Raw genomic sequence first — 23164 nt, forward strand, 5'->3', positions numbered from 1 at the left:
TTCGGAGAGGCCTCGAGGCGGGTGCGGCACCGGGGATCGGAGTCGTCCAGGTCACATCCGCGCCGCCGAGGGAGACTCTGCCAAAGAAACCGATCACCGTCCAAGAGCAGTATCGGCACCGATTGATAAGCGATCGTTATTGCTCGTCGGCGATGGAATCCGGCGACGGCAGCACCTCGTCGGCGAGGTCGAGGACCGTCCGCACCACCGGCGATACGGGACGGTCCGACCAGGCCAGCGCGGCCCGGACTTCGTATCGGCCGGCATCGAGGGGAACCAGGACCACCCGATTGGGATACGTCTGGACGTCACCCGGCACGAGCGCCACACCGACCCCCGCCGCGACGAGGGCGGTCAGGACGATCCCGTCGGTGGTCTCCTGCACGATGTTCGGCGTGAACCCGACATCCCGGCACGCGGCGAGCAGATCGCGGCGGAGCGTGGATCCGGTGGCGGCGGGATTCGCGACGAACGTTTCGTCGCGTAGTTCCGCGAGGTCGATCGACTTCCGTTCGGCGAGTGGGTGATCGCTGGGGAGCAGTGCACTGAGGTACTCCACCGAGATCTGCCGCGTGAGCACATGGGGGTGGGACACCGCGTCCGAGACGATCCCGAGGTCGAGTTGCCCCTCCCAGATTTCGTCGAGGATCTGCCCACTGACCGTCGCCCCTTCGAGAACGAGATCGATCAGGGGATACCGACGGCGCACCGACCGTGCCAGAGAGGACAATTCGGTCTGCCCGTAGGCGCCGCTGAAACCGACGCGGACGCGACCCTCCACCGCCGGATCCGCGATCACCGCGGCATCGACGGCGCGGTCGATTCCGGCGAGCGCGTCCTTGCACGGCTGCAGGAAGCGCTCCCCCGCCGCGGTGAGCCGGACCGATCGCGTCGTGCGGTCGAACAATTTGACGCCGAGGCGTTTCTCGAGTTGCTGCACCTGCTGACTCACTGCGGGTTGCGCGATGTGCAGCACCTCGGCCGCCCGGCCGTAGTTGAGTTCTTCGGCGACCGCGACGAACGACTTCATCCAGCGGATCTCCACGACCGGTCAGTCCACCACGAACACCGTGAGACGCACCTCGCCGGGAAGGCGCTCGCCGGTGCCGACGAGGATCCGTGAGCGCAGCCACGACCACCGGCCCTCGGCGGCGGTGAGCCGCGGCGTGCAGCGGAAGTAGATGCGCTCGGGTGGCACGGCCTCGCCGTCGACCAGTCGGGCGATGTCTTCGGCGGTACCCGAGCGCAGCCCGAAGTTGGTGACGTAGATGCGGTCGCCGTCGTCGGTCTCGATGGCGTACTTGGCCTCGAGCTCGGTGAGCGTGGACGAGCTGAGCAGCTGGAAGTCCGCCCCGACGGGCAGCACGGTGCCCCGCAGCTCGGGGCCCTCGACCCGGCCACCGACGATGGGGATGATGCGACGTGTCCCTTCGGGCGTGGACCCGATCTCCACCGGCTCGGCCACCTCCACGACGAACGTGGCGAGGAACGACATGCCGGGCGGGGCCGGGGCGAGGAGCTCGGTCATCGCGCCCTACTCCACGAAGGTGGGAAAGGCGATGCTCTGCAACGTGTCCCGCATCTGATTGACGACCGTGTCGGGGATGCCCTCGAAGTAGCGTCCGTGCGCGGCGTCGACACGCGCCTTGGCGTCGTCGCGGAGCCGGCGCCCTTCCTCGGTGGCGGCGATCAGTTTGTTGCGGCGATCCGAGGGGTCGAGGGTACGCACGACGAGTCCGCGTTCCTCGAGTTCGTCGACCAGCCCCACGATCTGACTGGGGTCGAGACCCATGGTGGCGGCCACCCCGCGCTGGTTGACGCCCTCGGCCTGCTCACAGGCGAGAACCAGGACCGAGTAGGAGCGCACCCGCAGACCCGTGGGGACGAGGGCCTTGTTCACCGCGCCCAGCACCATTCCGCCGACGCGCGAGAGCAGGAACCCGATGTCGTCCGATAACGCCTGCGACTCTGCCATGCGACGACCCCCTTCTGATGATTGTCGGTAGAGTAGCAGACCTTAATCATTGACATTCTCAATCATCAATGATTACGTGTGATCCAGCGAACACGACCTTAGGAGAATCACGACATGGACCTCAGCAACAAAGTCGCCGTAGTCACCGGCAGCGGACAGGGCCTCGGACTGGCATACGCCAAGGACCTGGTGCGCCACGGCGCCGCGGTCGTGATCAACGACGTCAACCAGGCCACCGCCGACGCCGCCGTCGCCGAGATCACCGCCGCGGGCGGCCGGGCAGTCGCCGTCGTCGCCCCGGTCGGCAGCACCGAAACCGCCCAGAAGCTGGTCGCCGGCGCGATCGACGCATTCGGACGCCTCGACGTCATGGTCACCAATGCCGGCATCCTCCGCGACAAGGTGCTGTGGAAGATGACCGACGACGACTTCGACGCCGTGATCAACGTGCATCTGCGCGGCACCTTCACCTGCGTACGCGAAGCCGTCCTGAAGTTCCGCGAACAGGGCGACGGTGGTCGCATCATCTGCATCGGCTCCCCCGCCGGCCAGCGCGGCAACTTCGGGCAGACCAACTACTCGGGCGCCAAGTCCGGCATCGTCGGCATGGTCCGCACCTGGGCGATGGAACTGCAGCGCGCGGGCATCACCGCCAACGCCGTCTGCCCTGTCGCAGCGACGGCGATGACGGAGACCGTCCCGTTCCTGGCCCCCTACATCGAGGGCATGAAGAACGGCGAGCCGCTCCCCGACATCATCCGCCGCGAGGTGGGCCTGGGCACCCCCGAGGACGCCGCAGGCATCATCTCGTTCCTCGCGTCCGACGCGGCCGCCGAGATCACCGGCCAGGCGTTCGCCGTCGGCGGCGACCGCCTCGCGTTGTGGTCGCACCCCGACCTGACCGCGGTCGAGTACCACGACGGTGGCTGGTCGGCCGACGACATCGCGGCTCAGTGGAACGGCACGTTCGGCGACGCCGTCCAGTCCGTCGGCGAGGAATTCCCCGAGGAGCTGATGGCGAAGTGAGCCGCTACGAGTACGGCATCGACTTCGACAAGATCGACGCCATCGACATCCACACTCACGTCGAGATCGACGGCTGCGGGCACCGGTCGCTCGACGACGAACTGATGGCCGCCTCGGAGAAGTACTTCAAGTCCGGGGAGGAACGCACCCCGTCCATCGACGCGATCGCCGATCACTACCGCTCGCGCAACATGGCCGCGGTCGTGTTCACCGTCGACGCGGCCTCAGCCAGCGGACACGCCGCCAACTCGGTCGAGGAGATCGCCGAGGGCGCGGCCCGCCACAACGACGTCCTGATCCCGTTCGGATCCGTCGACCCCTGGCAGGGCAAGGCCGCCGTGCGGCGCGTGCACCGGCTCGTCGACGACTACGGCGTGAAGGGATTCAAGTTCCACCCGAGCATGCAGGGCTTCGAACCGAACGACCGGCAGTTCTACCCGCTCTACGAGGCGATCACCGAGGCCGGGGTCCCCGCCCTGTTCCACACCGGTCAGACCGGGATCGGCGCCGGGCTGCCCGGCGGCCACGGCATCAAACTGCGCTACTCCGACCCGATGCTGCTCGACGACGTCGCCGCCGACTTCCCCGACCTCACCGTGATCATGGCCCACCCGTCGGTGCCGTGGGTCGACTCGCAGATCTCCATCGCCACCCACAAGGCCAACGTCTTCATCGACCTGTCCGGGTGGTCGCCGAAGTACTTCCCGCCGCAGCTGGTCAAGGCCGCCAACAGCATGCTCCGCGGCAAGGTGCTGTTCGGCTCCGACTTCCCCGTCATCCAGGTCGACCGCTGGATGAAGGACTTCGAGAACCTCGACATCAAACCCGAGGTCGCGCCGCTGATCTTCAAGCAGAACGCGCTGCGCGTTCTCGGCATCAAGCACTGACCCGGCCCCACCGAACCACCAGGAGACTTATCGTGACCACCGCAACCACCACCCGCGTCGCCACCCTCGCCGACCTCGCCGCACTCGAGGGCCAGCCGCTGGGCACCAGCTCGTGGATCGACATCCCCCAGCAGCGAATCAACACGTTCGCCGACGCCACCGACGACCACCAGTGGATCCACGTCGACCCCGAGCGCGCCAAGGCGGAGAGCCCGTTCGGCGGGCCCATCGCCCACGGCTACCTCACGTTGTCGCTGATCATCCCCATGTGGGACGAGGTACTGACCGTCGACAGCGTCACCATGGCCGTCAATTACGGTCTCAACAAGGTCCGATTCACCAACCCCGTACCCGCCGAGGGACGCGTCCGGCTGAACGCGACGCTGCAGTCCGTCGAGGAGCTGCCCAAGGGCGGCGTCCAGGTGACCGTCGCCGGGCAGATCGAACTCGAGGGCAGCGAGCGTCCCGCGGTAGTCGTCGAGGCCGTGTACCGCTTCTTCGAGTGACCCACCTGTGAGTACTTATTAACCGCCCGGGGTTAATAAGTACTCACGGGTGGCGAAGCCGCACTACTCGGGAGCCTGGTCGTCGGGCTCGACCTGTTCCGCCTGCTTCCGCTCGGACGCGTTGCCCGCGATTCCCTTCGCCTCGCGCTCGGCCACCAGCCGGTCTTCCATGTCGTCGACGAGGTCTGCGATCCGCTGGTGCTCGGGGAGGTGCTGATCGTGTCGATCCGAATTCGCCTTCATCACGCTCCTTCCGCTGTGTGCGACGGGCCGCAAATCCTGCGACTTCCGGACGCACAATTCGAACTGTACGCCGCGGGCCCGGCCGAAGCGGGCATTCACGGCGGCACGAACTGGACGCCCGTCTTTCGGGCATTTCGCACCGTCGGTGAAACCTGTTGCCGAACACCACCTTACGGACGTCAGGTTCGCCAATGTCGCACTGCGCAACCTCATTTCGCCTTCGACGCGGGTCCTCCACCGCTGCCGGCAGGCGATGAATTCGATGCACAATCGACACCGTCTTGCGAGTACCTGCAGCCGGCACCTCGTACTCTGGACCGGGTACCACCCGAAGGAGGACCGATATGCCAGCAGTCACCACACCTCATGTCTATGTTCATCGTGCCGGCGATCGGCTGAAAACCAAGATTTCCTGGTTGGATTCGAAGCACTCGTTCTCCTTCGGCCAGCACTACGACCCCGACAACACACACCACGGGCTGCTCCTCGTGAACAACGACGACACCGTGCTCCCCGGTCAGGGATTCGACACGCACCCGCACAAAGACATGGAGATCGTCACGTGGGTGCTGCGCGGCTCGCTCGTCCATCAGGATTCGATCGGCCACTCCGGCATCATCTATCCCGGCCTTGCGCAACGCATGAGCGCAGGCAAGGGCATCATGCATTCCGAGAAGAACGACAGCTGGCGCCTCGAGGGTGAGCAGCACCACGAGCCGGTGCATTTCGTCCAGATGTGGGTGGTACCCGACGAAGCCGGCCTCACTCCGAGCTACGAACAACTCGAGATCGAGGACGAGATCCTCAAGGGCGGGCTGATGCCCGTTGCGTCCGGAATGCCGGAATACAAAGATAATTCGGCGATCCGGATCCACAACAAGCACGCGGCCCTGCATGTCGCGCGACTCTTCCCCGGCGCATCGGTGACGCTTCCCGAAGCGCCGTTCCTCCACGTCTTCGTCGCCCGGGGCACCGCGGAGATGGAGGGTGTCGGCACCCTGTACGAGGGGGACGCCGTCCGGCTGAGCGCCTCCGGTGGCCAGCAGGTCACCTCGCACTCCGGCGCCGAGGTCCTCGTCTGGGAGATGCACGCCCGCCTCGGCGGGTGAGTTCCCAGCAAGTTCACAGCCGGACGGCACGCTGCGCGCAGGTTCGTGCGCCACGATCAGGTCACAGCCCGATCATGGAGAGGTACGCATAGTGAACAAGGACGTCGAGAAGAGCCGTCTGCGCATCAGCCGCCGCCGCGCACTGGCGGTCGGTGGAACGGTGAGCCTGGGTGGGCTCATCGCCGCCTGCACCGGGAACGGGAGCAGCAGCACGTCGGCGTCGGCCACGTCGACCGCAGCCGCATCCAGTGCCGCGACGAGCGCCGACACCGTGAGCGCCCTGCTCGACCAGGCACCGCGGTGCGTCCTGGCCGTCGAGGAGACGCAGGGACCGTACTGGTTCGACGTCGACTCCATCCGCAGCGACATCCGCGAGGACCGGCCGGGCACGAACCTGCAGCTCGCACTGCGGGTGCAGGACCTGACGAATTGTTCCGCGGACGGCTCCGCCGCGGTGGTGAGCAATGCCGTCGTCGAGATCTGGCACTGCGACGCGGGTGGGGTGTACTCCGGCTTCGAGTCGGGTTCCGAGGCCGCGGACCTCAGCGGCAACGGCGCCCCCGCAGGCGCGCCTCCGGCGGGCGGACCCGGTGGCGGCCAACCCCCGGCCGGTGCTCCCGGTGGCGCAGGTGGTCCCGGTGCGGGTGGTCCCGGCGGCGACATGTCCGGCGGTTCGGGTGAGACGTCCGACGGGTCCTACAGCGTCGGCGACAGCGAGGCCGCCACCACGGACGACGGCACCTACCTGCGCGGCGCCCAGACCACGGACGCGAACGGTGTCGCCCAGTTCACCACCATCTTCCCCGGTTGGTACATCAGCCGGACCACCCACATCCACCTGAAGGTGCACATCGACAAGAAGACGGTGCTCACCACCCAGCTGTTCTTCGACGAGGCCCTGCTCGACGAGGTGTACGCGACCGCGCCGTACTCCGATCACACCGGACGCGAGAACAACGTGAACAACTCCACCGACAGCATCTACGACGCCGCCGGCCTGCTGACCGTCGACAAGCAGTCGGACGGCTACCTCGCGGCGATCAACCTCGGCATCGACGTCTGATCGATCCCCGGTCGTCTGTTTCGCCCTGAGCGCAGTGGTGGACCTCCCGGCGCGGAACGGTGTAAGGATGGAACGCATGACCACGGCTCAGCGCTCCGGCATCGACCTCACTCACCTCGACAACGACACCCGCGCCCAGGACGACCTCTTCGTCCACGTGAACGGCAAGTGGATCGACGACTACGAGATTCCCGCGGACCGGGCGATCGACGGCGCGTTCCGCACGCTGTACGACAAGGCCGAGGTAGACGTCCAGACCATCATCGAGGAGGCGGCGGACTCCGGCGCGGCGCCGGGGACCGACGCGCAGCGCATCGGTGACCTGTACGGCAGCTTCATGGACGCGGATGTCGTCGAGGCCGCGGGGCTCGCACCGATCGCGGGCGAGCTCGCCGACGTGGCCTCGGCCGCCGACCTCTCCGCGCTCGCCGCCGTCATCGGCCGCCAGCAGCGCACGGGGGTCGGCGGAGCCGTCGGCCACTACGTCGACACGGACGCCAAGAACTCCGAGCGTTACCTCGTCCACTTCAGCCAGTCGGGCATCGGCCTGCCCGACGAGTCGTACTACCGCCAGGACGACCACGCGGAGATCCGCGCGGCGTACGTGAAGCACATCGCGAAGATGTTCGCCCTCGCAGGCGTCGACTACGACGCGCAGCGCGTGTTCGACCTGGAAACCAAGATCGCGGCCGGTCATTGGGACGTCGTGAAGCGTCGCGACGCCGAGCTGAGCTACAACCTGCTCACCCTCGACCAGCTCCCCGCCGGGTTGGACTGGTCGTCGTGGATCGGCGCGCTCGGCGGCACGTCCGAGCAGTTCGCCGAGATCGTGGTCCGCCAGCCCGACTTCCTCACCACGCTGACCGAGCTGTGGACGTCCGAGGACATCGACGACTGGAAGGCGTGGGCGACGTGGAACGTCATCCGCTCCCGCGCCCCGTACCTCACGCAGGCCCTGGTCGACGAGAACTTCGCGTTCTACGGGAAGACGCTGACCGGTGCCGAAGAGATCCGTGAGCGCTGGAAGCGCGGCGTGTCCCTGGTGCAGGATCTGCTGGGCGAGGCCGTCGGCAAGCTGTACGTCGAACGCCACTTCCCGGCCGACGCGAAGGCCCGCATGCAGGAACTCGTCGCCAACCTGCAGGAGGCCTACCGGCGCAACATTTCCGACCTGGACTGGATGAGCCCCGAGACGCGGCAGGCGGCGCTCCGCAAGCTGGAGAAATTCACGCCCAAGATCGGCTACCCCGACAAGTGGCGCGACTACTCGGCCGTCACCATCTCCCGCGACGACCTGGTGGGCAACTACCGCAGCGGCTACGCGGCGGAGTACGACCGCGACCTCGCGAAGCTCGGCGGCCCCGTCGACCGGGACGAGTGGTTCATGACACCGCAGACGGTCAACGCCTACTACAACCCGGGCATGAACGAAATCGTTTTTCCCGCAGCCATTCTGCAGCCTCCGTTCTTCGACGCCGCCGCAGACGACGCCGCCAACTACGGCGGAATCGGTGCCGTCATCGGTCACGAGATCGGCCACGGCTTCGACGATCAGGGCGCCAAGTACGACGGCGACGGCAACATGGTCGACTGGTGGACCGACGACGACCGGACCGAGTTCGGCAAGCGCACGAAGGCGCTGATCGAGCAGTACAACGAATTCGAGCCGAAGGCGCTGCCCGGACACAGCGTGAACGGCGAGTTCACCATCGGTGAGAACATCGGCGACCTCGGTGGCCTGTCCATCGCCATCGCGGCGTACCGGATCGCCACGGAAGGGTCCGAGCCCGAGGTTCTCGACGGCCTCACCGGTATCCAGCGGGTGTTCTTCGGCTGGGCACAGGTGTGGCGCACCAAGGCCCGGGACGCCGAGGCGCTCCGCAGGCTGGCCGTCGATCCGCACTCGCCGCCGGAGTTCCGCTGCAACGGCGTGGTCCGCAACCTCGACACGTTCCACGACGCGTTCGACGTCCAGCCGGGTGACGCCCTGTATCTGGATCCGGAGGAGCGCGTCAAGATCTGGTAGCGACTACCGCAGACGGTTCCCCGTCGCCGCGGAGAAGAAGTACACCTCGCCGGGCTTCGGCTGCAGGTGCACCCTCTCCCCCGCGGCGACGGTGCGGGTGCGGTCCACCCGCACCACCACCTTCCCGGACGTCCCGGACGCGTACACGAAGGACTCCGCCCCGAGTTCCTCGAGCAGGTCGGCGTCGACGGTGTACGAGTCCTTGCGCCACGACCCCACCAGCACCCACGACTCCGGGCGCACCCCGACGATCACGGAGCCGTCCCCGATAGCCGAGTGCGGCACGGGAATTCGCAGGTCGCCCAGTTCGGCGACGCCGTCGCGGATCGGGGTGTCCATGAGATTCATCCCGGGCGAGCCGATGAAGCCGGCGACGAACGTGTTGACCGGGTCGTCGTAGAGATCGCGGGGCCGGGCCACCTGCTGGAGGCGCCCACCCTGCATGACCGCCACCCGGTCGCCCATCGTCATGGCCTCCACCTGGTCGTGGGTCACGTACACGGTGGTCGTGCCGAGCCGGCGCTGCAGGCCCGCGATCTGCGAGCGGGTGCTCACCCGCAGCTTGGCGTCGAGGTTGCTCAGCGGTTCGTCCATGCAGAACACCTTGGGGTGCCGCACGATGGCCCGGCCCATCGCGACCCGTTGACGTTGCCCGCCGGACAGTTTCGCCGGTTTGCGATCCAGCAGCGGTTCGAGTTCGAGCATCCGCGCCGCTTCCAGCACCCGTTCGGTGCGTTCCACCTTCCCGACGCCGGCGTTGCGGAGCGCGAAACCCATGTTGTCGGCGACGGTCATGTTCGGGTACAGCGCGTAACTCTGGAACACCATGGCCACGTCCCGCGCCCGGGGCGGCAGCGCGGTGACATCGGCGCCGCCGATCTCGATGCGGCCCGCCTCGACGGCTTCGAGGCCGGCCAGCATTCGCAGACTGGTCGACTTACCGCACCCGGACGGACCCACCAGGACGAGGAACTCGCCGTCCGCGATGTCGAGGTCCAGCCGATCGACCGCCGGTCGATCGGCTCCGGAATAACGGTGGGTGACACCTGCGAACTGCACGTGGGCCATGGATGTTCCTTCTCCTCCTACTGGGGCAGCTTGGGTGTGATCTGGCGGTCGATGATCTGCTGCAGTTGCGTCCCGACGCCGGCGAACGTCGCCGCCACGTCCGCATTCTGCAGCGCGATCTGCTCGAGTCCGGTGCCGATGATCTGGTCGCCGCCGGGCACGAACACCCGGGCGTAGTCCTGCGACCGGGTCTTCGCGAGCTGGTCGACGGCGGTGCGCGCGTTGGGGTTCGCGTCGAGGTACGCCTTCATGCTCGGGTCCTCGACAGCGGACTTGCGGACGGGCATGTATCCGACGTTCTGGGAGAAGTACGCGGTGTTCTCGCCGTTGGTCACGAAGTCGATGAACGTCAGCGCGTTCTTCTTCCGCTCGTCGGAGATCCGCGCCGGAATCGCGAGGCCCGCGCCACCGGTCGGGCAGCCCGGCGCGCCCGACGCGGGGAGGAAGGCGGTGCCGAAGTCGAACGCGGCCGACTTGGTGATCCCCGACAGGTCGCCGGTCGAGGCGATGGTCGACGCGAGGATGCCGGCGCCGAACTCGTTGGCGATGTCGCTCGACACGGCCGCGTATTTCTTCGTGTGGATCATGTCCTTCAGGAACGTCCCCGCGGCGACTGTCTTCTCGTCGCCGAACTTCAGGTCCCACTGGTCCGAGTACGCCCCGCCGAACGTCCAGACCGGCCCCTCGAACGTCCAGCCCAGGTAGTTCTTGGCGTCGCCCCAGCCGTGGGCCAGCTTGCCGCCGCCCATCACCCGCTGCAGTTCGGGACCCCACTCGTCGAACTCCTGCCAGGTGGCGGGCCCCCGGTCGGGCAGTCCGGCCTGCGCCCACACCTGCTTGTTGTAGTAGAACAGCGGCGTCGACCGCGCATACGGAAGGGCGTAGTGCCTGCCCTCGAACAGGTAGTCGGCGAGCAGCGAGTCGACATAGTCGGAGGAGTCGACACCGACCTCGCCGAACAGTCCGTCGAGCGGCTCGATGGCCCCGGTCAGGGCGTAGTTGAACCACCAGACGTCCGACAGGACCACCACGTCGGGCAGTTCGCCGCCCGACAGGGCCGCGTTGAACTTCTGCGAGACCTCCTCGTAGTTCTTTCCGCCGTCGACGAGGTTCACGGTGAGGTCGGGGTATTTCGCCTGGAACCGGTTGATCAGTTCCCGTTCGACGTCCTGCGACTTGCCCGGGTGGTTGGACCAGAACGTGATGGTGTTCGCGTCGCCCGCCGCGCCGGACGTCGCCGACGAGCCCGACCCCGACCCGGCGCACGCGGACAGCGCGGCGCCGGCGGCCACCGCGCCCGCCAGCCCGAGGAATCCCCGACGGTTCATCCGATTCATGTCTCTCCTCGTTCTCCGCTATCCCTTGACCGCACCCGATGTGAGGCCCTTGATCATGCGCCGTTGCAGCACAAGGAAAACCACGAGAATCGGCAGCATCGTGAGTACCGTTCCCGCCATGACCGGACCCCAGTTGGTGAGCCCGTCGTTGTTCTGGAGTTGGGTCAACCCGATCGGCAGCGGCGCGACGGACGCGTCGTCGGCCATCAGGAACGGCCACAGGTATTCGTTCCACTCGGTGACGACGGTGATGATCGCGAACGCCACCATGGTGGGCCCGGACACCGGCAGGATCACCCGCCACAGCAGGCGGAAGTGGCCTGCGCCGTCCATCCGGGCGGCCTCGATGATCTCGGTGGGGATCGACAGGAAGTGGTTGCGCATCAGGAACGTTCCGAACGCGACCCCGGCGAGCGGAACGATGATGCCGTGAAAGCTGTTCCGCCAGCCCCATTCGGCGACGAGTGCGTAGTTGGAGATGACCGTGATCTGGTTGGGCACCATCAAGGCGGCGATGATGCCGAGGAACACGACGTTCTTACCCGGGAACCGCAGGAACACCAGTCCGTAGGCGCTGAACACGCCGAGTGCGAACTTCACGACGGCCAGCACCCCGGTGATGATCACGGAGTTGCGCAGGAACGTCCAGAACGGCACCGACGTGGTGGCCTCCGAGTAGTTCTCGGGATGGAAGGTGCCGGGCCACCAGGTGACCGGCAGGGTGTAGACGTCCGGGCGATMCTTGAAGGACGTCATCACGATCCAGTACAGCGGCAGGGCCACCATGACCAGCACCGCCACCATCGCGGCGTATCCCAGGGCCGTCACGAGCGCTTCCCGGCGGCGATGGTCACGGGCCGGGTCTGTCGCCACCGGCACCTCCGTGCTGCGCTGTTCGCGCAGTGTCTCCGCGGTCACCGGACCTCACCGCGATCCATGATCCGCACCTGGTAGACGGTGATCCCTAGCAGGACAAGGAACATGATCGTGGCCACGGTGGCGCCGTAGCCGGCACGGAAGTTGCGGAACGACTCGTTGTAGACCTGGTAGACCATCGTGGTGGTTCCGGTGCCGAGCGGACCGCCCCGGGTCATCACGTTGACGATGTCGAACACCTGAAGGGAGCCCAGCATCACCGTGATCGAGAGGAAGTAGGTGGTCGGACGCAACTGCGGCAGGATGACCCGGCGGAACGTCGTCCACCGGCCCGCCCCGTCGATCTCCGCGGCCTCGGTCAGCTCACGCCGCGTGCCCTGCAGTGCCGCAAGGTAGATCACGAACGTGTAGCCGAGGTTCTTCCACATGTAGGTGACCGTCACCATGAACAGCGCCCAGTGCGGGTCCTGATAGAAGTCGGGGACGGAGTCGATCCCGACACGGTGCAGCAGATCCTGGATCAACCCGAAACGGGGATCGAACACGAACTGGAACGCCACGCCGATCGCGGCTCCCGAGATGACGAACGGCGCGAAGATCGCCGAGCGGACGAGGTTGCGGCCGTGCAGGTTACGGTCCAGCAGCACGGCGAGCGCGAGACCGGCGATCATCGATCCCACCACGGTCGCGACGGTGAACACGACGGTGTTGCCGACGATCTGCCAGGTGTCGGTCCGGCTCCACCACTCGCGGTAGTTGTCCCATCCGACGAACGTGGCGACGGGGTCGGCGATGTTCCAGTCGAAGAACGACAGCCGGATGTTGTCGACCAGGGGCCGGTAGGTGAACAGTACGAGCAGAACCAGATTGGGACCCACCAGCGCCGCGAACAACGCATAGTCCCGCCACGGACGCCCGAGCAGTCCCTGCTTTCCCGGCGACGGCAGGGAACGTTGCGGACTCGATCTCACTGCGGCAGTCTGACGACCGATGACGAATAGCCGGTGAATTGCCGTAGCCCGCACATTGAACTGTGCGGGCTACGGGAAGAACGCGGTGGGAATCGGGGTCAGCGGTTCCAGTCGCCGAGACCGTCGGAGCCGCTCAGCACGCCGCCCGCGGTGTTCTGCACGACCACGGCGTCACCCTTCTTCGAGTTCTCGTAGAACCACTTGGCGTCCTCGGTACTCACGTTGAGGCAGCCGTGACTGACGTTGGTGTTGCCCTGGGCGTCCACCGACCACGGTGCGGCGTGGACGAAGATGCCGCTGTACGACATGCGGGTGGCGTACTCGACGTACGTGCGGTACCCCTCGGCCGAGTCGACCGGGACTCCGTACGTGGACGAGTCCATGTACATGTCGCGGAACTTGTCGCCGATGATGTACGTGCCGTTCGGCGTCTCGTGATCGGTCTTACCCATCGACGTCGGCATGGTCTTGACCACTTCGCCGTTCCGGGTGACGGTGATCTGCTTGGTGTTGTCGTCCGCGGTCGCCACCAGCGCGTCGCCGATGGTGAACGTGGAGTGCGCATCGCCGGCATCCACGGTGACCTCGGTGTTCGCGGGCCAGAACTCGGTGGGCTTCCAGCGCACCTGGCTGTCGTTGATCCAGTAGAAACCACCCTCGACGGGCTGGCTGGTGGTGACCTTGATGGCCCGCTCGGCGGCGGCGCGGTCGCCGATCGCCTCGTTGAAGCGGATGATCACCGGCTGCGCGACACCCACGACCTCGCCGGCGCCCGGGTTGAGGGACGGAGCCGAGAAGTTCGCGGGCGCGGGTGCCGGTTCGGGAAGCGGCAGCTGCGGCGCGCCGGGCAGCCCGGGAAGGGTGGGAAGACTCGGAATCTCCGGTCCACCGGGAAAGAGCGGTGCGGCCTGTGCGGCCCCGACCAGCGCAGTTCCCGAGACGACGGCCCCGGTCAGTGCGACGGCGACGCGCGAAGACCAGTGCTTGTTCCTGGAAAAACCGATTCCTGACTTGCCCATATGACCACTCTCGTTCGACGACGTGTGCAACGCGCGTCCCCGACGGACCTACCAATCGCGCACTGCCATTAACACACATCATCCGGCCGCGAGCAATTTGCCCGCAATCGTTGCCGCTCCGCGGCCTGCGGGGAGGTGGTGTCACCGAGTGGTCAAGAAGTGCTCACGATCAGGTCTCGGCGCGGGCGGCGGCGAGCATGCTTTCGATGGTGATCAGCTTGGTGCGCGTCCGGCCGGCCGCCTTGCCCCCGGCGCGTTCGGTCTTGTCGATCCGCTGCCAGCCCTGGTAGTCGACAGCGTCGGGCGCACGCTCGGCGATCAGGCGGTCGAGAGCCTCACGTTCGGCGGGCGCGTCGAGCCGACCGGCGGAGAAATCGTCGATCAGCATCTTGACCGTCTCCGCGGAGCAGTACTTGTTGGTGCCGATCACGCCCGTCGGCCCGCGCTTGATCCAGCCCGCCACGTACACGCCGGGCACCGGCGCGCCGGTCTCGGGATCGATCACCCGGCCGTTCTCGTTGGGGATGACGCCGCGCCGGTCGTCGAAGGGGATGCCGGGCACGGGTTGACCGCGGTAGCCGATCGAGCGCAACACCAGGCCGGTGTCCAGCGTGGAGGTGACGTCGGAGGGTTTGGCGCTGAGCCGTCCCGACGCGTCCGCGACCATCTCGTTCTTCGCGATGCGCACCGATTCGACGGTGTCGGTGCCGAGAATCTCCACGGGTGACGTCAGGAAACGCAGCACGATCCGCTTCTTCGCCGGATCGGCGGTGCGCCGGGCGAATTCCTCGACCTGCCGCACCTTGTGGCGCTGCGACGGCTCGGCCTCGTCGCCGTCGACGAACGCGCGGCTTGCCGGGTCGAGCACCGCTTCTTCCGGGTCGACCACGATGTCCACGTTCGGCATCAGCCCGAGCGCGAGGAGTTCGGGGTTGGTGTAGGCGGCCTGAGCGGGGCCGCGGCGGCCGAGAATGACGACCTCGCGGATGTTGCTCGCCCGCAGCGCCTCGAGGGCGTGGTCGGCGAGGTCCGTCTTCGCCAGGATCTCCGGATCGGTGACGAGGATGCGGGCCACGTCGAGTGCCACGTTGCCGTTGCCCACGATGACGGCCCGCTCCCCCGACAGGTCGAACGTGTGGTCGGCGTAGTCGGGGTGGCCGTTGTACCAGGCCACGAACTCGGTGGCGGCGTGGCTGCCGACCAGATCCTCGCCGGGAATGCCCAGCGTGCGGTCGCCTGCCGCGCCGACCGCGTAGATGACGGCGTGGTGGTGCGCGAGCAGTTCCTCGTGGCTCACGTCCCGGCCCACTTCCACGTTGAAGTGGCAGTGCACCGTGCGCTTGCCGACGACGGAGCGGAACTGGTCCGTGACGCCCTTGGTGCCCGGATGGTCCGGCGCGACACCGGCGCGCACCAGCCCGTACGGGGTGGGCAGGCGGTCGAAGATGTCGACCTCGACGCGCGGCTTCGCGGTCAGTTCCATCGCGGCGTAGCAGGCGGCCGGACCCGACCCGACGACCGCGACGTGGAGCGTGCCGAGGGCTGCGTCGATCTGCGGCAGCTTGAGCGGCTCGGGCCAGTCGGGGCCGATGGGGTGCTTGGTGTAGTACTGCGCGTTGATGTCGAGGTACGGCTCGTCGACCTCGTCGAGGTCGTTCTCCGCGTAGATCGCCTCCACCGGGCACTCCTCGACGCAGGCCCCGCAGTCGATGCAGGTGTCCGGGTCGATGTACAGCATTTCCGTGGTGGCGAACGGCTTCTCGTCCGGTGTGGGATGGATGCAGTTGACCGGACAGACATCGACGCACGATGCGTCGTTGCAGCACGGCTGCGTGATCACATAAGTCACGGTTCTCCCCTACCTGAGTACGCGCAGTCCGACGTCGGGATGTGACACCAGACTATAACGTGTTCCAATTTTGCGCGAGAACCGTGCGCGATGTCAGACCGCGTCGCCAGGCTCCACACGGAATCCGACCTTCACCGTGACCTGGTAGTGCGCGATGACGCCGTTCTCGACGTGACCCCGGGTCTCGACGACCTCGAACCACTCGACGTTGCGCACGGTCTCGTTGGTCCGCGCGATGGCGTTCTCGACGGCCGCGTCGGTACTGTCGCTCGATGAACCGACGACCTCGACAACTCGGTACACGTGATCACTCATCGGGATTCCTTTCGTGGTTACTTGCCGTTCCGGACGATCGCCTGCGYCTCGACACCGAGCCGGGCCAGACGAAGATCACCGAGAGCCGTGAGGGAACTCCCGAGTCGGTTGGTGACGAAGCCCAGGGACAGTCCGCTGTCGAGGTCCGCGTAGGCACCGGACCCGCCGACGCCGTAGTGCCCGATCGCGTTCCGCGGTTGTTCCCGGGACGCGAGGATCGGCCGGTGGTAGCCGAGGGACCACTGCGGGCGGATCCCCAGGACGTAGTCGCGGTCGTGGGTCTGCACCTGCGACATCTGTGCGATGGTGGCCTTGCGCAGGAACCGGTGTCCGTCCAGCCTGCCCCCGTTGGCGATGGCGCCGTACATGCGCGCGAGCGCCCGCGCGCTGAACACGCCGTTCCAGCCGGGCATCACCGCATCGTGCACCGCGGGGTTCCGGACCAGCACGTCGAATCCCTGGGGCATCGCTGCCTCGGCGAGGCCGCGGGTGGGGCCGACGAGCGAGAGCACGTTCGACGTGAGCTCCCAGTTGAGGCCGGCCGGGTTGATGTGCGGAAACAGCTTCGCGATCCGTGGACGGTGCTGTCCGGGAACCTGATACCAGAAGTCGTCGACGCCGAGCGGGCCCGCGATTTCGTCCTGCACGGCCTGGACGAACGACTTCCCGGTGACGCGTGCGATCAGTTCGGCCACCAGCCACCCGTAGGTGACGGCGTGATACCCGGGACCGCGCAGCCTGCGCGGATCCGCCGGGGTGGCCGCGAGGGCCTGGACGACGGCGTGGTAGTCGAGGAGATCGAGCGGGCTTCGCATCAGGCCGCGGACCTTGTGCAGTCCGGCCCGGTGGGTGAGGAGTTCGCGAACCGTGATGTCGTCCTTGCCTGCCGCGCCGAACTCGGGCCAGTAGCGCGCGACGGGCGCGTCGTAGTCGATCAGCCTGCGCTCGGCGAGGCGGTGGACGACCGTGCTGGCCACACCCTTTCCCGTCGAGAACGACAGGGCGACGGTGTCGCGGTCCCATCGGCGGTCGCGGTCTGCCCAGCCCGCCCAGATGTCGAGGACTTTCTCACCCCGGAAGTACGCGGTGAGCGCCCCGCCGCCGTGCTGTGGTTGCCGGTACATCGCGAAAAACCGGTCGGCGAGCGGCAGGAACCGCGGATCGACGTGCAGCTCCGTCCGTGGCACGGACGCGGGCCGGGGAACTCGAACGCTGGTCGTCATCGACCACCTCCGATCTCGCTGCCATATCTCCTACGGCAGTTGCGTCAACCCATTGTGACTACCGTCACCATACGACGCGGACCGGGGTGCCGTTCAGGGAAGCCGCCACACTGTTATGCCGTCGCTCAGACACGCTTGACCTGCAAGGAAATTGATCGCGAGCGACGGTCCAGCGGCGCACACCACGCCCTTGGCCGGATCCGCGACCAGCGCCTGCCCTCCCGGACCGCTCAGCACCAGCGCAGGACCGGCACTGTCGACCGTCCCGATGGCGACGCTCTGGGGCCCGACCGCCACCGCGGCGACTGCGCCACGACGTGCCTCGGCGGCACCGACACCGCCGCCCAGGCCGGCGCCGAGCGCCGCTCCCGCGTGGGCTGCGTCGGCGAACCCGACACCGTCCGTGCCGAACGCCGCCGAATTGCTGCTCGTATCGGCGTTGGCCCCGCACGCGGTGCGGTCGACGACCGTGGTGTCACCCCGGCCCGGTGGGGACACGCAGGACAGGGACACGGCCGACGCGGTGGCCGGCGCGATCATCAGGGTCCCGAGTGCCGTCGCGACGACACCGAGGACGAGTCCGGCAGTACCGACTGTCGTACGTTCCATGGCGACCTCACATTGTTCCCGACCCGACCGTCCCGAGCCTACGTGAGCGCCGGCTATTTGCGGTCTCGGTCCCGACTCGGTTGTACCCGCTTGGGTTCCCCCGGCATTTTGGGGTAATTGGGTGGGTACGGCAGATCGCCGAGACCGTTCGCGGCGTCCCGTTCGGCCATCTCCAGCAGCACGTCGAGCGATTGCGCCACGTCACCCATGGTCGCCATGGGATCCCCGCGCTTCGCGAGCAGCGCGGGCACGGTCGCGATGGTGAAGTCGTCGGGGTCGACGTCCACCAGTTCCTCCCAGGTGACCGGCGTCGACACGGTCGCGATCGGCGTCTTGCGGGCCGAGTAGGCGGACGCGATGGTCTTGTCCCTGGCGTTCTGGTTGAAGTCGAGGAAGATGCGTTCGCCGCGTTCCTCCTTCCACCAGGACGTGGTGGCCCGGTCGCCGCTGCGCCGCTCGATCTCCCGGGCGAGGGCGATGCCCGCGCGCCGCACCTCGATGAAATCCCAGCGCGGTTCGATGCGGAGATACACGTGCAGCCCGCGGCCGCCCGACGTCTTGGGGAAGCCGACGAGACCGAGTTCGTCCAGCAGCGGCCGGAGCACGTCCAGCGCGACCGCCCGGGCGTCGTCGAATCCGGTTCCCGGCTGCGGGTCCAGGTCGATGCGCAGTTCGTCGGGGTGATCGACGTCGGGGCACCGGACCGCCCACGGGTGGAACGTGATGTTGCCGAGGTTCGCCGCCCACACGATGTTCGCGGCGCTGCGCACGCGGAGCACGTCCGCCTTGCGGCCGGACGGGAACGTGACCTCGCACGATTCCACGTGATCGGGCCGCTTCGCGGGAACCCGTTTCTGGTAGATCTCCTCGCCCTCGATCCCGTCGGGGAACCGTTGCAGATGCGTCGGCCGATCGACCAGGGCGGTCAGCAGCGCACCGTCGAGTGCCACGGTCCGGTAGTACTCCACCAGGTGCCGTTTCGTGCCGCCCTCGGCACCGAGTTTCGGGTAGTAGATCTTGTCGGGGTTCGACAGCCGCACGGCGACGCCGTCGACGTCGAGTTCTTCGGCAGGACTCGCCATCTAGGAACCTCCGGCCAGGACGTCGGCAAGGTCGTATCGCACCGGGACCTCCAATTGTTGGAACGTGCACTCGTCGGGCGTCCGGTCCGGGCGCCAGCGCAGGAACCGCGCGGCGTGCCGGAACCGGGCACCCTCCATCTGGTCGTACGCCACCTCGACGACGCGTTCGGGGCGCAGCGGCACCCAGGTTCGGTCGTTGCCGGACTGCCACCGCGTCGGCGCCCCGTCCGCGACGACGTCGTCGCCGACGCGCAGCTCGTCGAGTTCGGCGAGCAGTTCGATCCGCCGCGCCGCCGTGAACGCCGACGCACCGCCGACCATCGCCATCTGGTCGCCGTCATACAGTCCGAGCAGCATCGACCCGATCCCCGGCTGACTCTTGTGCGGCCGGTATCCGATGACGACGCAGTCGGCGGTGCGGGCGTGCTTCACCTTCACCATTTCCCGCTTGTTGGGCAGGTACGGGCCCACCAGCTTCTTCGCCACCACCCCGTCGAGGCCGGCCCCCTCGAACGCCTCGAACCACTCGGTGGCCGTCGCACTGGATTCGGTGGCGGCGGTGACGTGGCAGCTGGGTCCGCCGCCGATGGTGTCGACGAGCTGCGCGCGGCGTACCGAGAAGTCCTCGCGGCTGAGGTCGCGGTCGCCCAGGGCGAGCAGATCGAACGCGACGAACTGCGCCGGGGTCTTCTCGGACAGCATCGTCACCCGGCTCTCGGCCGGATGAATGCGCTCCGACAACGACTCCCAGTCGAGCCGGGTGCGGCCGTCGATGTTGCGCGGGACGACGAGTTCGCCGTCCACCACGCACCGCTGCGGCAGTTCGTCCTTCACTGCCCGGACGAGTTCGGGAAAGTACCTGGCCAGATCCTTTCCGCCGCGGGACCCGAGCACCACCTCGTCGCCGTCGCGGAAGACGAGGGTGCGGAAACCGTCCCATTTCGGTTCGTAGGACCAGGCGAGCCCGGACTCCGGTTGCGCCGGAACGGACGACGCAGCCTTCGCGAGCATCGGCTGTAACGGAGGCATCACGGGGAGATCCACCCGTCCATACTGTCACCACAATTGGCAAATCGGACGGCGATGTAATCAAATAATGCGCGACACGGCAATCGCGGTGGACACGATCGAGGTGGCACGGTCATCTCGGAGGAACGGGTGGCGGACGGTCACCTGACGGAGGGGTCAGACATGACAGGGTTAGTTCGGCGGGTGTGTACCGCAGTCGTCGCGTTGTCGGCGACGGCAGTTCTGGTGGCCGGGTGCGGTTCGGACACGACGCCCACCGCGGTGCCGGAGTCGGGTGCGTCCGCGGCCACCACGTCCAGCGAATCGACCACCGTGATCGACGGGCAGGAAGGCGAGGACGCCGGCGGCGACGTCGACTTCGAGGTCGCGATCGGTGAGTGCGTGAAGCTCGGCGGCACCGTCTCCGACGCCGAGATCGACAAGGCGGTGTGCGGCAGCGCCGATTCGAACTACAAGGTGATCGCCAAGGCCGCGAAGAACAGCCAGTGCATCAGCGACGCCGACTCGTACTACTACGAAACCCTCGGCGGCATCGAGCAGGGCGCGATCTGCCTCGACGTGGACTGGGTTATCGGCGGGTGCATGGATGTCGGCGGCGAGGATCCCGCGCGCATCGATTGCGGCGACACCACGGCCGTCGACGGTGTGAAGGTGACGGAGATCGTGCAGGGCGCCACGTCCGTGGACTCGTGCAGCACGTCGTCCAACGGATACGAATACTCCGAGCGCAAGTTCGTCGTCTGCGTGGACGAACTCTGACAGCAGGCGCCGGCCGGCTGCGGGCACTGCCCGCAGCCGGCCTCGCTCACAACCAGCCGCGGCGTTTGAAGATCGTGTACAGCCCGGCGCAGGTGAGCATCATCAGCGACAGGGCGAACGGATACCCACCGACCCAGTGCAGTTCGGGCATGTGGTCGAAGTTCATGCCGTAGACCGTCCCGATCAGGGTGGGCGCGAACAGGATCGCCGCCCATGCCGACACCTTCTTGATCTCCTCGTTCTGCGCGTAGCTGGCCTGGGTCAGGTTGCGCATCTCCTCGTTCTGCTCCTGCGACACCAGGGTGGCGTTGACGGTGAGGATGTTCCCGAGCAGCTGACGGAAGCCGTCGGCCCGCTCCACGACGACCGTCGCGTGGTCGGTGACGTCACGCAGGTAACGCTGCAGTTCCTCGTCGGTGTTGTACTTCTCGAATCCCGCCGACAATCCGCGCAGCATACCGAGCAGCGGCCTTGTGGCCCTTTGGAATTCGATGACCTCGCGGGTGAGTTCGTAGATGCGCCGCGACACGCCCGGCGCTCCGCTGAACACCTCGGTCTCGATCTCGTCGATGTCGTTCTGCAGTCCGGCGACGACGGGCGCATACCCGTCGACCACGGCGTCGAGGATCGCGTAGAGGACGGCTTCGGGTCCGAGCCGGAGCAGGTCCGGGTTGCTCTCCATCCGCCGGCGGACCGCCGACAGGTCGGGGGATTCGCTGTGCCGGACCGTGAGCACGAACGTCGGACCGCAGAAGACGTGCAGCTCACCGAATTCGACGCGCTCGGTCTCGTCGCAGTAGCGCGCGGCGCGCAGGACCACGAACAGCGTCTTGCCGTAACGCTCCAGCTTGGGCCGCTGGTGGGCGACGATCGCGTCTTCGACGGCCAGCTCGTGCAGGTCGAATTGCTTTGCTGCCGCATACAACTGGGCGTCGTTCGGCCGGTACATCCCGATCCACGCCATCGACGACGCGTCCGGCAGGCTCGCGAGCGCCTCGGACAGGGTGGCCGGGGTGGCCGTCTTCCGGCCGTCGCGGTAGACGGCGCTGTTGACCACCGTTTCCTCGGCGGGCGTCGGTTCGGCGGGCGTCGGTTCGACGGGCCGGCGGGTCACCGCGTGACCGGCGTCGGCGTCGGACAGACCGGCGGAACGGCTGGGGAGGAGGGAACGGATCGGGCGCAGCTGAGGCATGACACGGGGCCTTCGAGGGAAAGGGGCAGCGCGGAACAGCGCTGAGGAACACGGACCGTGAAACCGCGCACCTACCGGTGGAACGGTTTCAGTTGGTACTCGGAGGTTGGCTTCTCATCGGATGCCACACCTCCTTGCTCTCTCGAAAAGGCAGTTCACGACCTCGGCGAACTGCAGACCGGAGGACACGATACCCCCGGCGACCGGCCACGACAACCTGGGATCCCCGCCGTGTCGGTCCCGGATCCGGCGCCCACCGCGGCCGATACTGGGCGGGCAACGAATCACCACCGAGAGGCCCCCATGACCAGCTGGTCGGACAGACCGATCTGCGCGTTCGATCTGGAGACGACGGGGCCTGACCCCACCGACGCCCGCATCGTCTCCGCGTGCATCGCCGTCGTCGACGCTCACCACTTCGAGTCGCGAACGTGGCTGCTCGACCCGGAGGTTCCCATCCCGCAGGGCGCCTCGGACGTGCACGGAATCTCCACGGAGTACGCCCAGGCCCACGGGCAGGACTACGCCACCGGGTACGGCGAGATCCGCGAGGCTCTGCACGACGCGTGGACCCGCGACCATGCCGTCGTCGCGTTCAACGCCTCCTACGACCTGACCGTCATGCACACCGAGGGCCTGCGCCTCGGGCTGACCGAACTCGTCACCGGCATCGTGGTAGACCCGTACGTCATCGACCGCGAGATGGACCGGTACCGGAAGGGCAGGCGCACACTGGGCGCGGTGTGCGAGCACTACGGCATCGCCCTCGAGGACGCCCACGAGGCCGAGGCCGACGCGATCGCCGCCGCACACCTCGCCCGGACCCTCGCGCAGGAGTACCCGAATCTGCGGGCCCTCGACATCTTGACGCATCAGGCCGGCTGGCACGCCGAACGGCAACGCGACTTCGCCGACTACCTCGTCCGGCAGGGCCGGGACGCATCGGACGTCAACGGCGAGTGGCCGATTCGCGGTCTCGCCGGGTTCCGCATCGCCTGAT

General features: G+C 67.4%; 24 protein-coding genes. 8 read left to right on the forward strand and 16 right to left on the reverse strand.

Going from position 1 to position 23164, the window contains the following annotated elements; all coding sequences use genetic code 11:
* Positions 1-136: 136 nt before the first annotated feature.
* From AC1D1G_RS11635 to couR, 3 genes are read right to left on the reverse strand one after another with little or no spacing between them, the layout of a single operon-like run.
* On the reverse strand, positions 137-1045 hold the full coding sequence (locus AC1D1G_RS11635; protein ID WP_317569941.1) for a LysR family transcriptional regulator: 909 nt from the start codon (positions 1043-1045) through the stop codon (positions 137-139).
* A 6-nt stretch (positions 1046-1051) separates the two neighbouring features.
* Positions 1052-1528, reverse strand: a complete 477-nt coding sequence (locus tag AC1D1G_RS11640) for a DUF3237 domain-containing protein (protein WP_283330837.1) — start codon at positions 1526-1528, stop codon at positions 1052-1054.
* A gap of 6 nt (positions 1529-1534) precedes the next feature.
* Complete coding sequence (gene couR, locus AC1D1G_RS11645) at positions 1535-1975, reverse strand: MarR family transcriptional repressor CouR (RefSeq protein ID WP_009478157.1); 441 nt, start codon at positions 1973-1975, stop codon at positions 1535-1537.
* A 114-nt stretch (positions 1976-2089) separates the two neighbouring features.
* On the opposite strand from couR, the gene couN reads away from it, so the two are divergent.
* From couN to couM, 3 genes are read left to right on the forward strand one after another with little or no spacing between them, the layout of a single operon-like run.
* Complete coding sequence (gene couN / locus AC1D1G_RS11650; RefSeq protein WP_283330836.1) at positions 2090-3001, forward strand: 4-hydroxyphenyl-beta-hydroxyacyl-CoA dehydrogenase; 912 nt, start codon at positions 2090-2092, stop codon at positions 2999-3001.
* The gene (gene couO / locus AC1D1G_RS11655; protein ID WP_172649992.1) at positions 2998-3888 is read left to right on the forward strand and encodes a 4-hydroxyphenyl-beta-ketoacyl-CoA hydrolase; all 891 of its coding nucleotides are present in this window, start codon (positions 2998-3000) and stop codon (positions 3886-3888) included. The genes couN and couO overlap by 4 nt, the downstream gene beginning before the upstream one ends.
* A gap of 32 nt (positions 3889-3920) precedes the next feature.
* Positions 3921-4394: a p-hydroxycinnamoyl-CoA hydratase gene (gene couM / locus AC1D1G_RS11660; protein ID WP_283330835.1), complete on the forward strand. Its 474-nt coding sequence runs from the start codon at positions 3921-3923 to the stop codon at positions 4392-4394.
* Between the two features lie 63 nt (positions 4395-4457).
* Here couM and AC1D1G_RS11665 read toward each other — a convergent pair whose 3' ends face one another.
* Complete coding sequence (locus AC1D1G_RS11665; protein WP_005243850.1) at positions 4458-4637, reverse strand: hypothetical protein; 180 nt, start codon at positions 4635-4637, stop codon at positions 4458-4460.
* A 344-nt stretch (positions 4638-4981) separates the two neighbouring features.
* Here AC1D1G_RS11665 and AC1D1G_RS11670 point away from each other — a divergent pair, with 344 nt between their 5' ends.
* The 3 genes from AC1D1G_RS11670 (at position 4982) to AC1D1G_RS11680 (ending at position 8835) form a co-directional block, all read left to right on the forward strand.
* Positions 4982-5746, forward strand: a complete 765-nt coding sequence (locus AC1D1G_RS11670; RefSeq protein ID WP_283330834.1) for a pirin family protein — start codon at positions 4982-4984, stop codon at positions 5744-5746.
* Between the two features lie 91 nt (positions 5747-5837).
* Positions 5838-6809 (forward strand): intradiol ring-cleavage dioxygenase, encoded by a 972-nt coding sequence (locus AC1D1G_RS11675; protein WP_477952227.1) that lies wholly within the window; start codon positions 5838-5840, stop codon positions 6807-6809.
* A 76-nt stretch (positions 6810-6885) separates the two neighbouring features.
* Positions 6886-8835: a M13 family metallopeptidase gene (locus AC1D1G_RS11680; RefSeq protein ID WP_280784591.1), complete on the forward strand. Its 1950-nt coding sequence runs from the start codon at positions 6886-6888 to the stop codon at positions 8833-8835.
* 3 nt (positions 8836-8838) lie between these two features.
* Here AC1D1G_RS11680 and AC1D1G_RS11685 read toward each other — a convergent pair whose 3' ends face one another.
* The 11 genes from AC1D1G_RS11685 to AC1D1G_RS11735 form a co-directional block, all read right to left on the reverse strand.
* The gene (locus AC1D1G_RS11685) at positions 8839-9903 is read right to left on the reverse strand and encodes an ABC transporter ATP-binding protein (protein WP_283330832.1); all 1065 of its coding nucleotides are present in this window, start codon (positions 9901-9903) and stop codon (positions 8839-8841) included.
* A gap of 17 nt (positions 9904-9920) precedes the next feature.
* Positions 9921-11240, reverse strand: a complete 1320-nt coding sequence (locus AC1D1G_RS11690) for an ABC transporter substrate-binding protein (protein WP_280784593.1) — start codon at positions 11238-11240, stop codon at positions 9921-9923.
* A gap of 18 nt (positions 11241-11258) precedes the next feature.
* The gene (locus AC1D1G_RS11695; protein ID WP_477952238.1) at positions 11259-12113 is read right to left on the reverse strand and encodes a carbohydrate ABC transporter permease; all 855 of its coding nucleotides are present in this window, start codon (positions 12111-12113) and stop codon (positions 11259-11261) included.
* Between the two features lie 41 nt (positions 12114-12154).
* Positions 12155-13087 carry a carbohydrate ABC transporter permease gene (locus AC1D1G_RS11700; RefSeq protein WP_283330829.1) on the reverse strand — a complete coding sequence of 311 codons (933 nt, stop codon included), beginning with the start codon at positions 13085-13087 and terminating at the stop codon, positions 12155-12157.
* A gap of 98 nt (positions 13088-13185) precedes the next feature.
* Positions 13186-14106: a L,D-transpeptidase gene (locus AC1D1G_RS11705; RefSeq protein ID WP_280784596.1), complete on the reverse strand. Its 921-nt coding sequence runs from the start codon at positions 14104-14106 to the stop codon at positions 13186-13188.
* A 169-nt stretch (positions 14107-14275) separates the two neighbouring features.
* Positions 14276-15955, reverse strand: a complete 1680-nt coding sequence (locus AC1D1G_RS11710) for an FAD-dependent oxidoreductase (protein WP_477952229.1) — start codon at positions 15953-15955, stop codon at positions 14276-14278.
* Positions 15956-16048: 93 nt separating this feature from the next.
* A complete protein-coding gene (locus AC1D1G_RS11715; RefSeq protein ID WP_283351579.1) occupies positions 16049-16270 on the reverse strand; it encodes a dodecin in 222 nt (73 codons plus the stop codon).
* A gap of 17 nt (positions 16271-16287) precedes the next feature.
* On the reverse strand, positions 16288-17493 hold the full coding sequence (locus AC1D1G_RS11720) for a serine hydrolase domain-containing protein (protein WP_477952231.1): 1206 nt from the start codon (positions 17491-17493) through the stop codon (positions 16288-16290).
* Positions 17494-17586: 93 nt separating this feature from the next.
* Complete coding sequence (locus tag AC1D1G_RS11725) at positions 17587-18102, reverse strand: DUF6764 family protein (protein WP_105421188.1); 516 nt, start codon at positions 18100-18102, stop codon at positions 17587-17589.
* Between the two features lie 53 nt (positions 18103-18155).
* The gene (gene ligD / locus AC1D1G_RS11730) at positions 18156-19184 is read right to left on the reverse strand and encodes a non-homologous end-joining DNA ligase (RefSeq protein WP_283330826.1); all 1029 of its coding nucleotides are present in this window, start codon (positions 19182-19184) and stop codon (positions 18156-18158) included.
* Positions 19185-20228: an ATP-dependent DNA ligase gene (locus AC1D1G_RS11735; protein ID WP_011597343.1), complete on the reverse strand. Its 1044-nt coding sequence runs from the start codon at positions 20226-20228 to the stop codon at positions 19185-19187. It lies immediately after the preceding gene.
* Between the two features lie 147 nt (positions 20229-20375).
* Between AC1D1G_RS11735 and lppU the strand changes: the two genes are divergently transcribed.
* Positions 20376-20972, forward strand: coding sequence for an LppU family putative lipoprotein (lppU, locus tag AC1D1G_RS11740; protein ID WP_283330824.1), 597 nt, complete (start codon positions 20376-20378; stop codon positions 20970-20972).
* A 46-nt stretch (positions 20973-21018) separates the two neighbouring features.
* On the opposite strand, the gene AC1D1G_RS11745 is transcribed toward lppU, so the two are convergent.
* Positions 21019-22164: a magnesium and cobalt transport protein CorA gene (locus AC1D1G_RS11745; protein WP_283351577.1), complete on the reverse strand. Its 1146-nt coding sequence runs from the start codon at positions 22162-22164 to the stop codon at positions 21019-21021.
* 303 nt (positions 22165-22467) lie between these two features.
* Here AC1D1G_RS11745 and AC1D1G_RS11750 point away from each other — a divergent pair, with 303 nt between their 5' ends.
* Positions 22468-23163, forward strand: a complete 696-nt coding sequence (locus AC1D1G_RS11750; RefSeq protein ID WP_477952233.1) for an exonuclease domain-containing protein — start codon at positions 22468-22470, stop codon at positions 23161-23163.
* Position 23164: the final 1 nt, after the last annotated feature.

It is taken from the genome of Rhodococcus sp. P3_B8 (assembly GCF_056402775.1).

What these genes read in the sequence shown, in the direction of transcription:
- AC1D1G_RS11670 (WP_283330834.1), top strand. Translation starts at nt 4,982, where the DNA reads ATGCCAGCAGTCACCACACCTCATGTCTATGTTCATCGTGCCGGCGAT.
- AC1D1G_RS11745 (WP_283351577.1), bottom strand. Translation starts at nt 22,164, where the DNA reads ATGCCTCAGCTGCGCCCGATCCGTTCCCTCCTCCCCAGCCGTTCCGCC.
- AC1D1G_RS11725 (WP_105421188.1), bottom strand. Translation starts at nt 18,102, where the DNA reads ATGGAACGTACGACAGTCGGTACTGCCGGACTCGTCCTCGGTGTCGTC.
- couN (WP_283330836.1), top strand. Translation starts at nt 2,090, where the DNA reads ATGGACCTCAGCAACAAAGTCGCCGTAGTCACCGGCAGCGGACAGGGC.
- AC1D1G_RS11705 (WP_280784596.1), bottom strand. Translation starts at nt 14,106, where the DNA reads ATGGGCAAGTCAGGAATCGGTTTTTCCAGGAACAAGCACTGGTCTTCG.
- AC1D1G_RS11640 (WP_283330837.1), bottom strand. Translation starts at nt 1,528, where the DNA reads ATGACCGAGCTCCTCGCCCCGGCCCCGCCCGGCATGTCGTTCCTCGCC.
- lppU (WP_283330824.1), top strand. Translation starts at nt 20,376, where the DNA reads ATGACAGGGTTAGTTCGGCGGGTGTGTACCGCAGTCGTCGCGTTGTCG.
- ligD (WP_283330826.1), bottom strand. Translation starts at nt 19,184, where the DNA reads ATGGCGAGTCCTGCCGAAGAACTCGACGTCGACGGCGTCGCCGTGCGG.
- couR (WP_009478157.1), bottom strand. Translation starts at nt 1,975, where the DNA reads ATGGCAGAGTCGCAGGCGTTATCGGACGACATCGGGTTCCTGCTCTCG.
- AC1D1G_RS11685 (WP_283330832.1), bottom strand. Translation starts at nt 9,903, where the DNA reads ATGGCCCACGTGCAGTTCGCAGGTGTCACCCACCGTTATTCCGGAGCC.
- AC1D1G_RS11750 (WP_477952233.1), top strand. Translation starts at nt 22,468, where the DNA reads ATGACCAGCTGGTCGGACAGACCGATCTGCGCGTTCGATCTGGAGACG.
- AC1D1G_RS11665 (WP_005243850.1), bottom strand. Translation starts at nt 4,637, where the DNA reads ATGAAGGCGAATTCGGATCGACACGATCAGCACCTCCCCGAGCACCAG.
- AC1D1G_RS11690 (WP_280784593.1), bottom strand. Translation starts at nt 11,240, where the DNA reads ATGAATCGGATGAACCGTCGGGGATTCCTCGGGCTGGCGGGCGCGGTG.
- AC1D1G_RS11680 (WP_280784591.1), top strand. Translation starts at nt 6,886, where the DNA reads ATGACCACGGCTCAGCGCTCCGGCATCGACCTCACTCACCTCGACAAC.
- AC1D1G_RS11715 (WP_283351579.1), bottom strand. Translation starts at nt 16,270, where the DNA reads ATGAGTGATCACGTGTACCGAGTTGTCGAGGTCGTCGGTTCATCGAGC.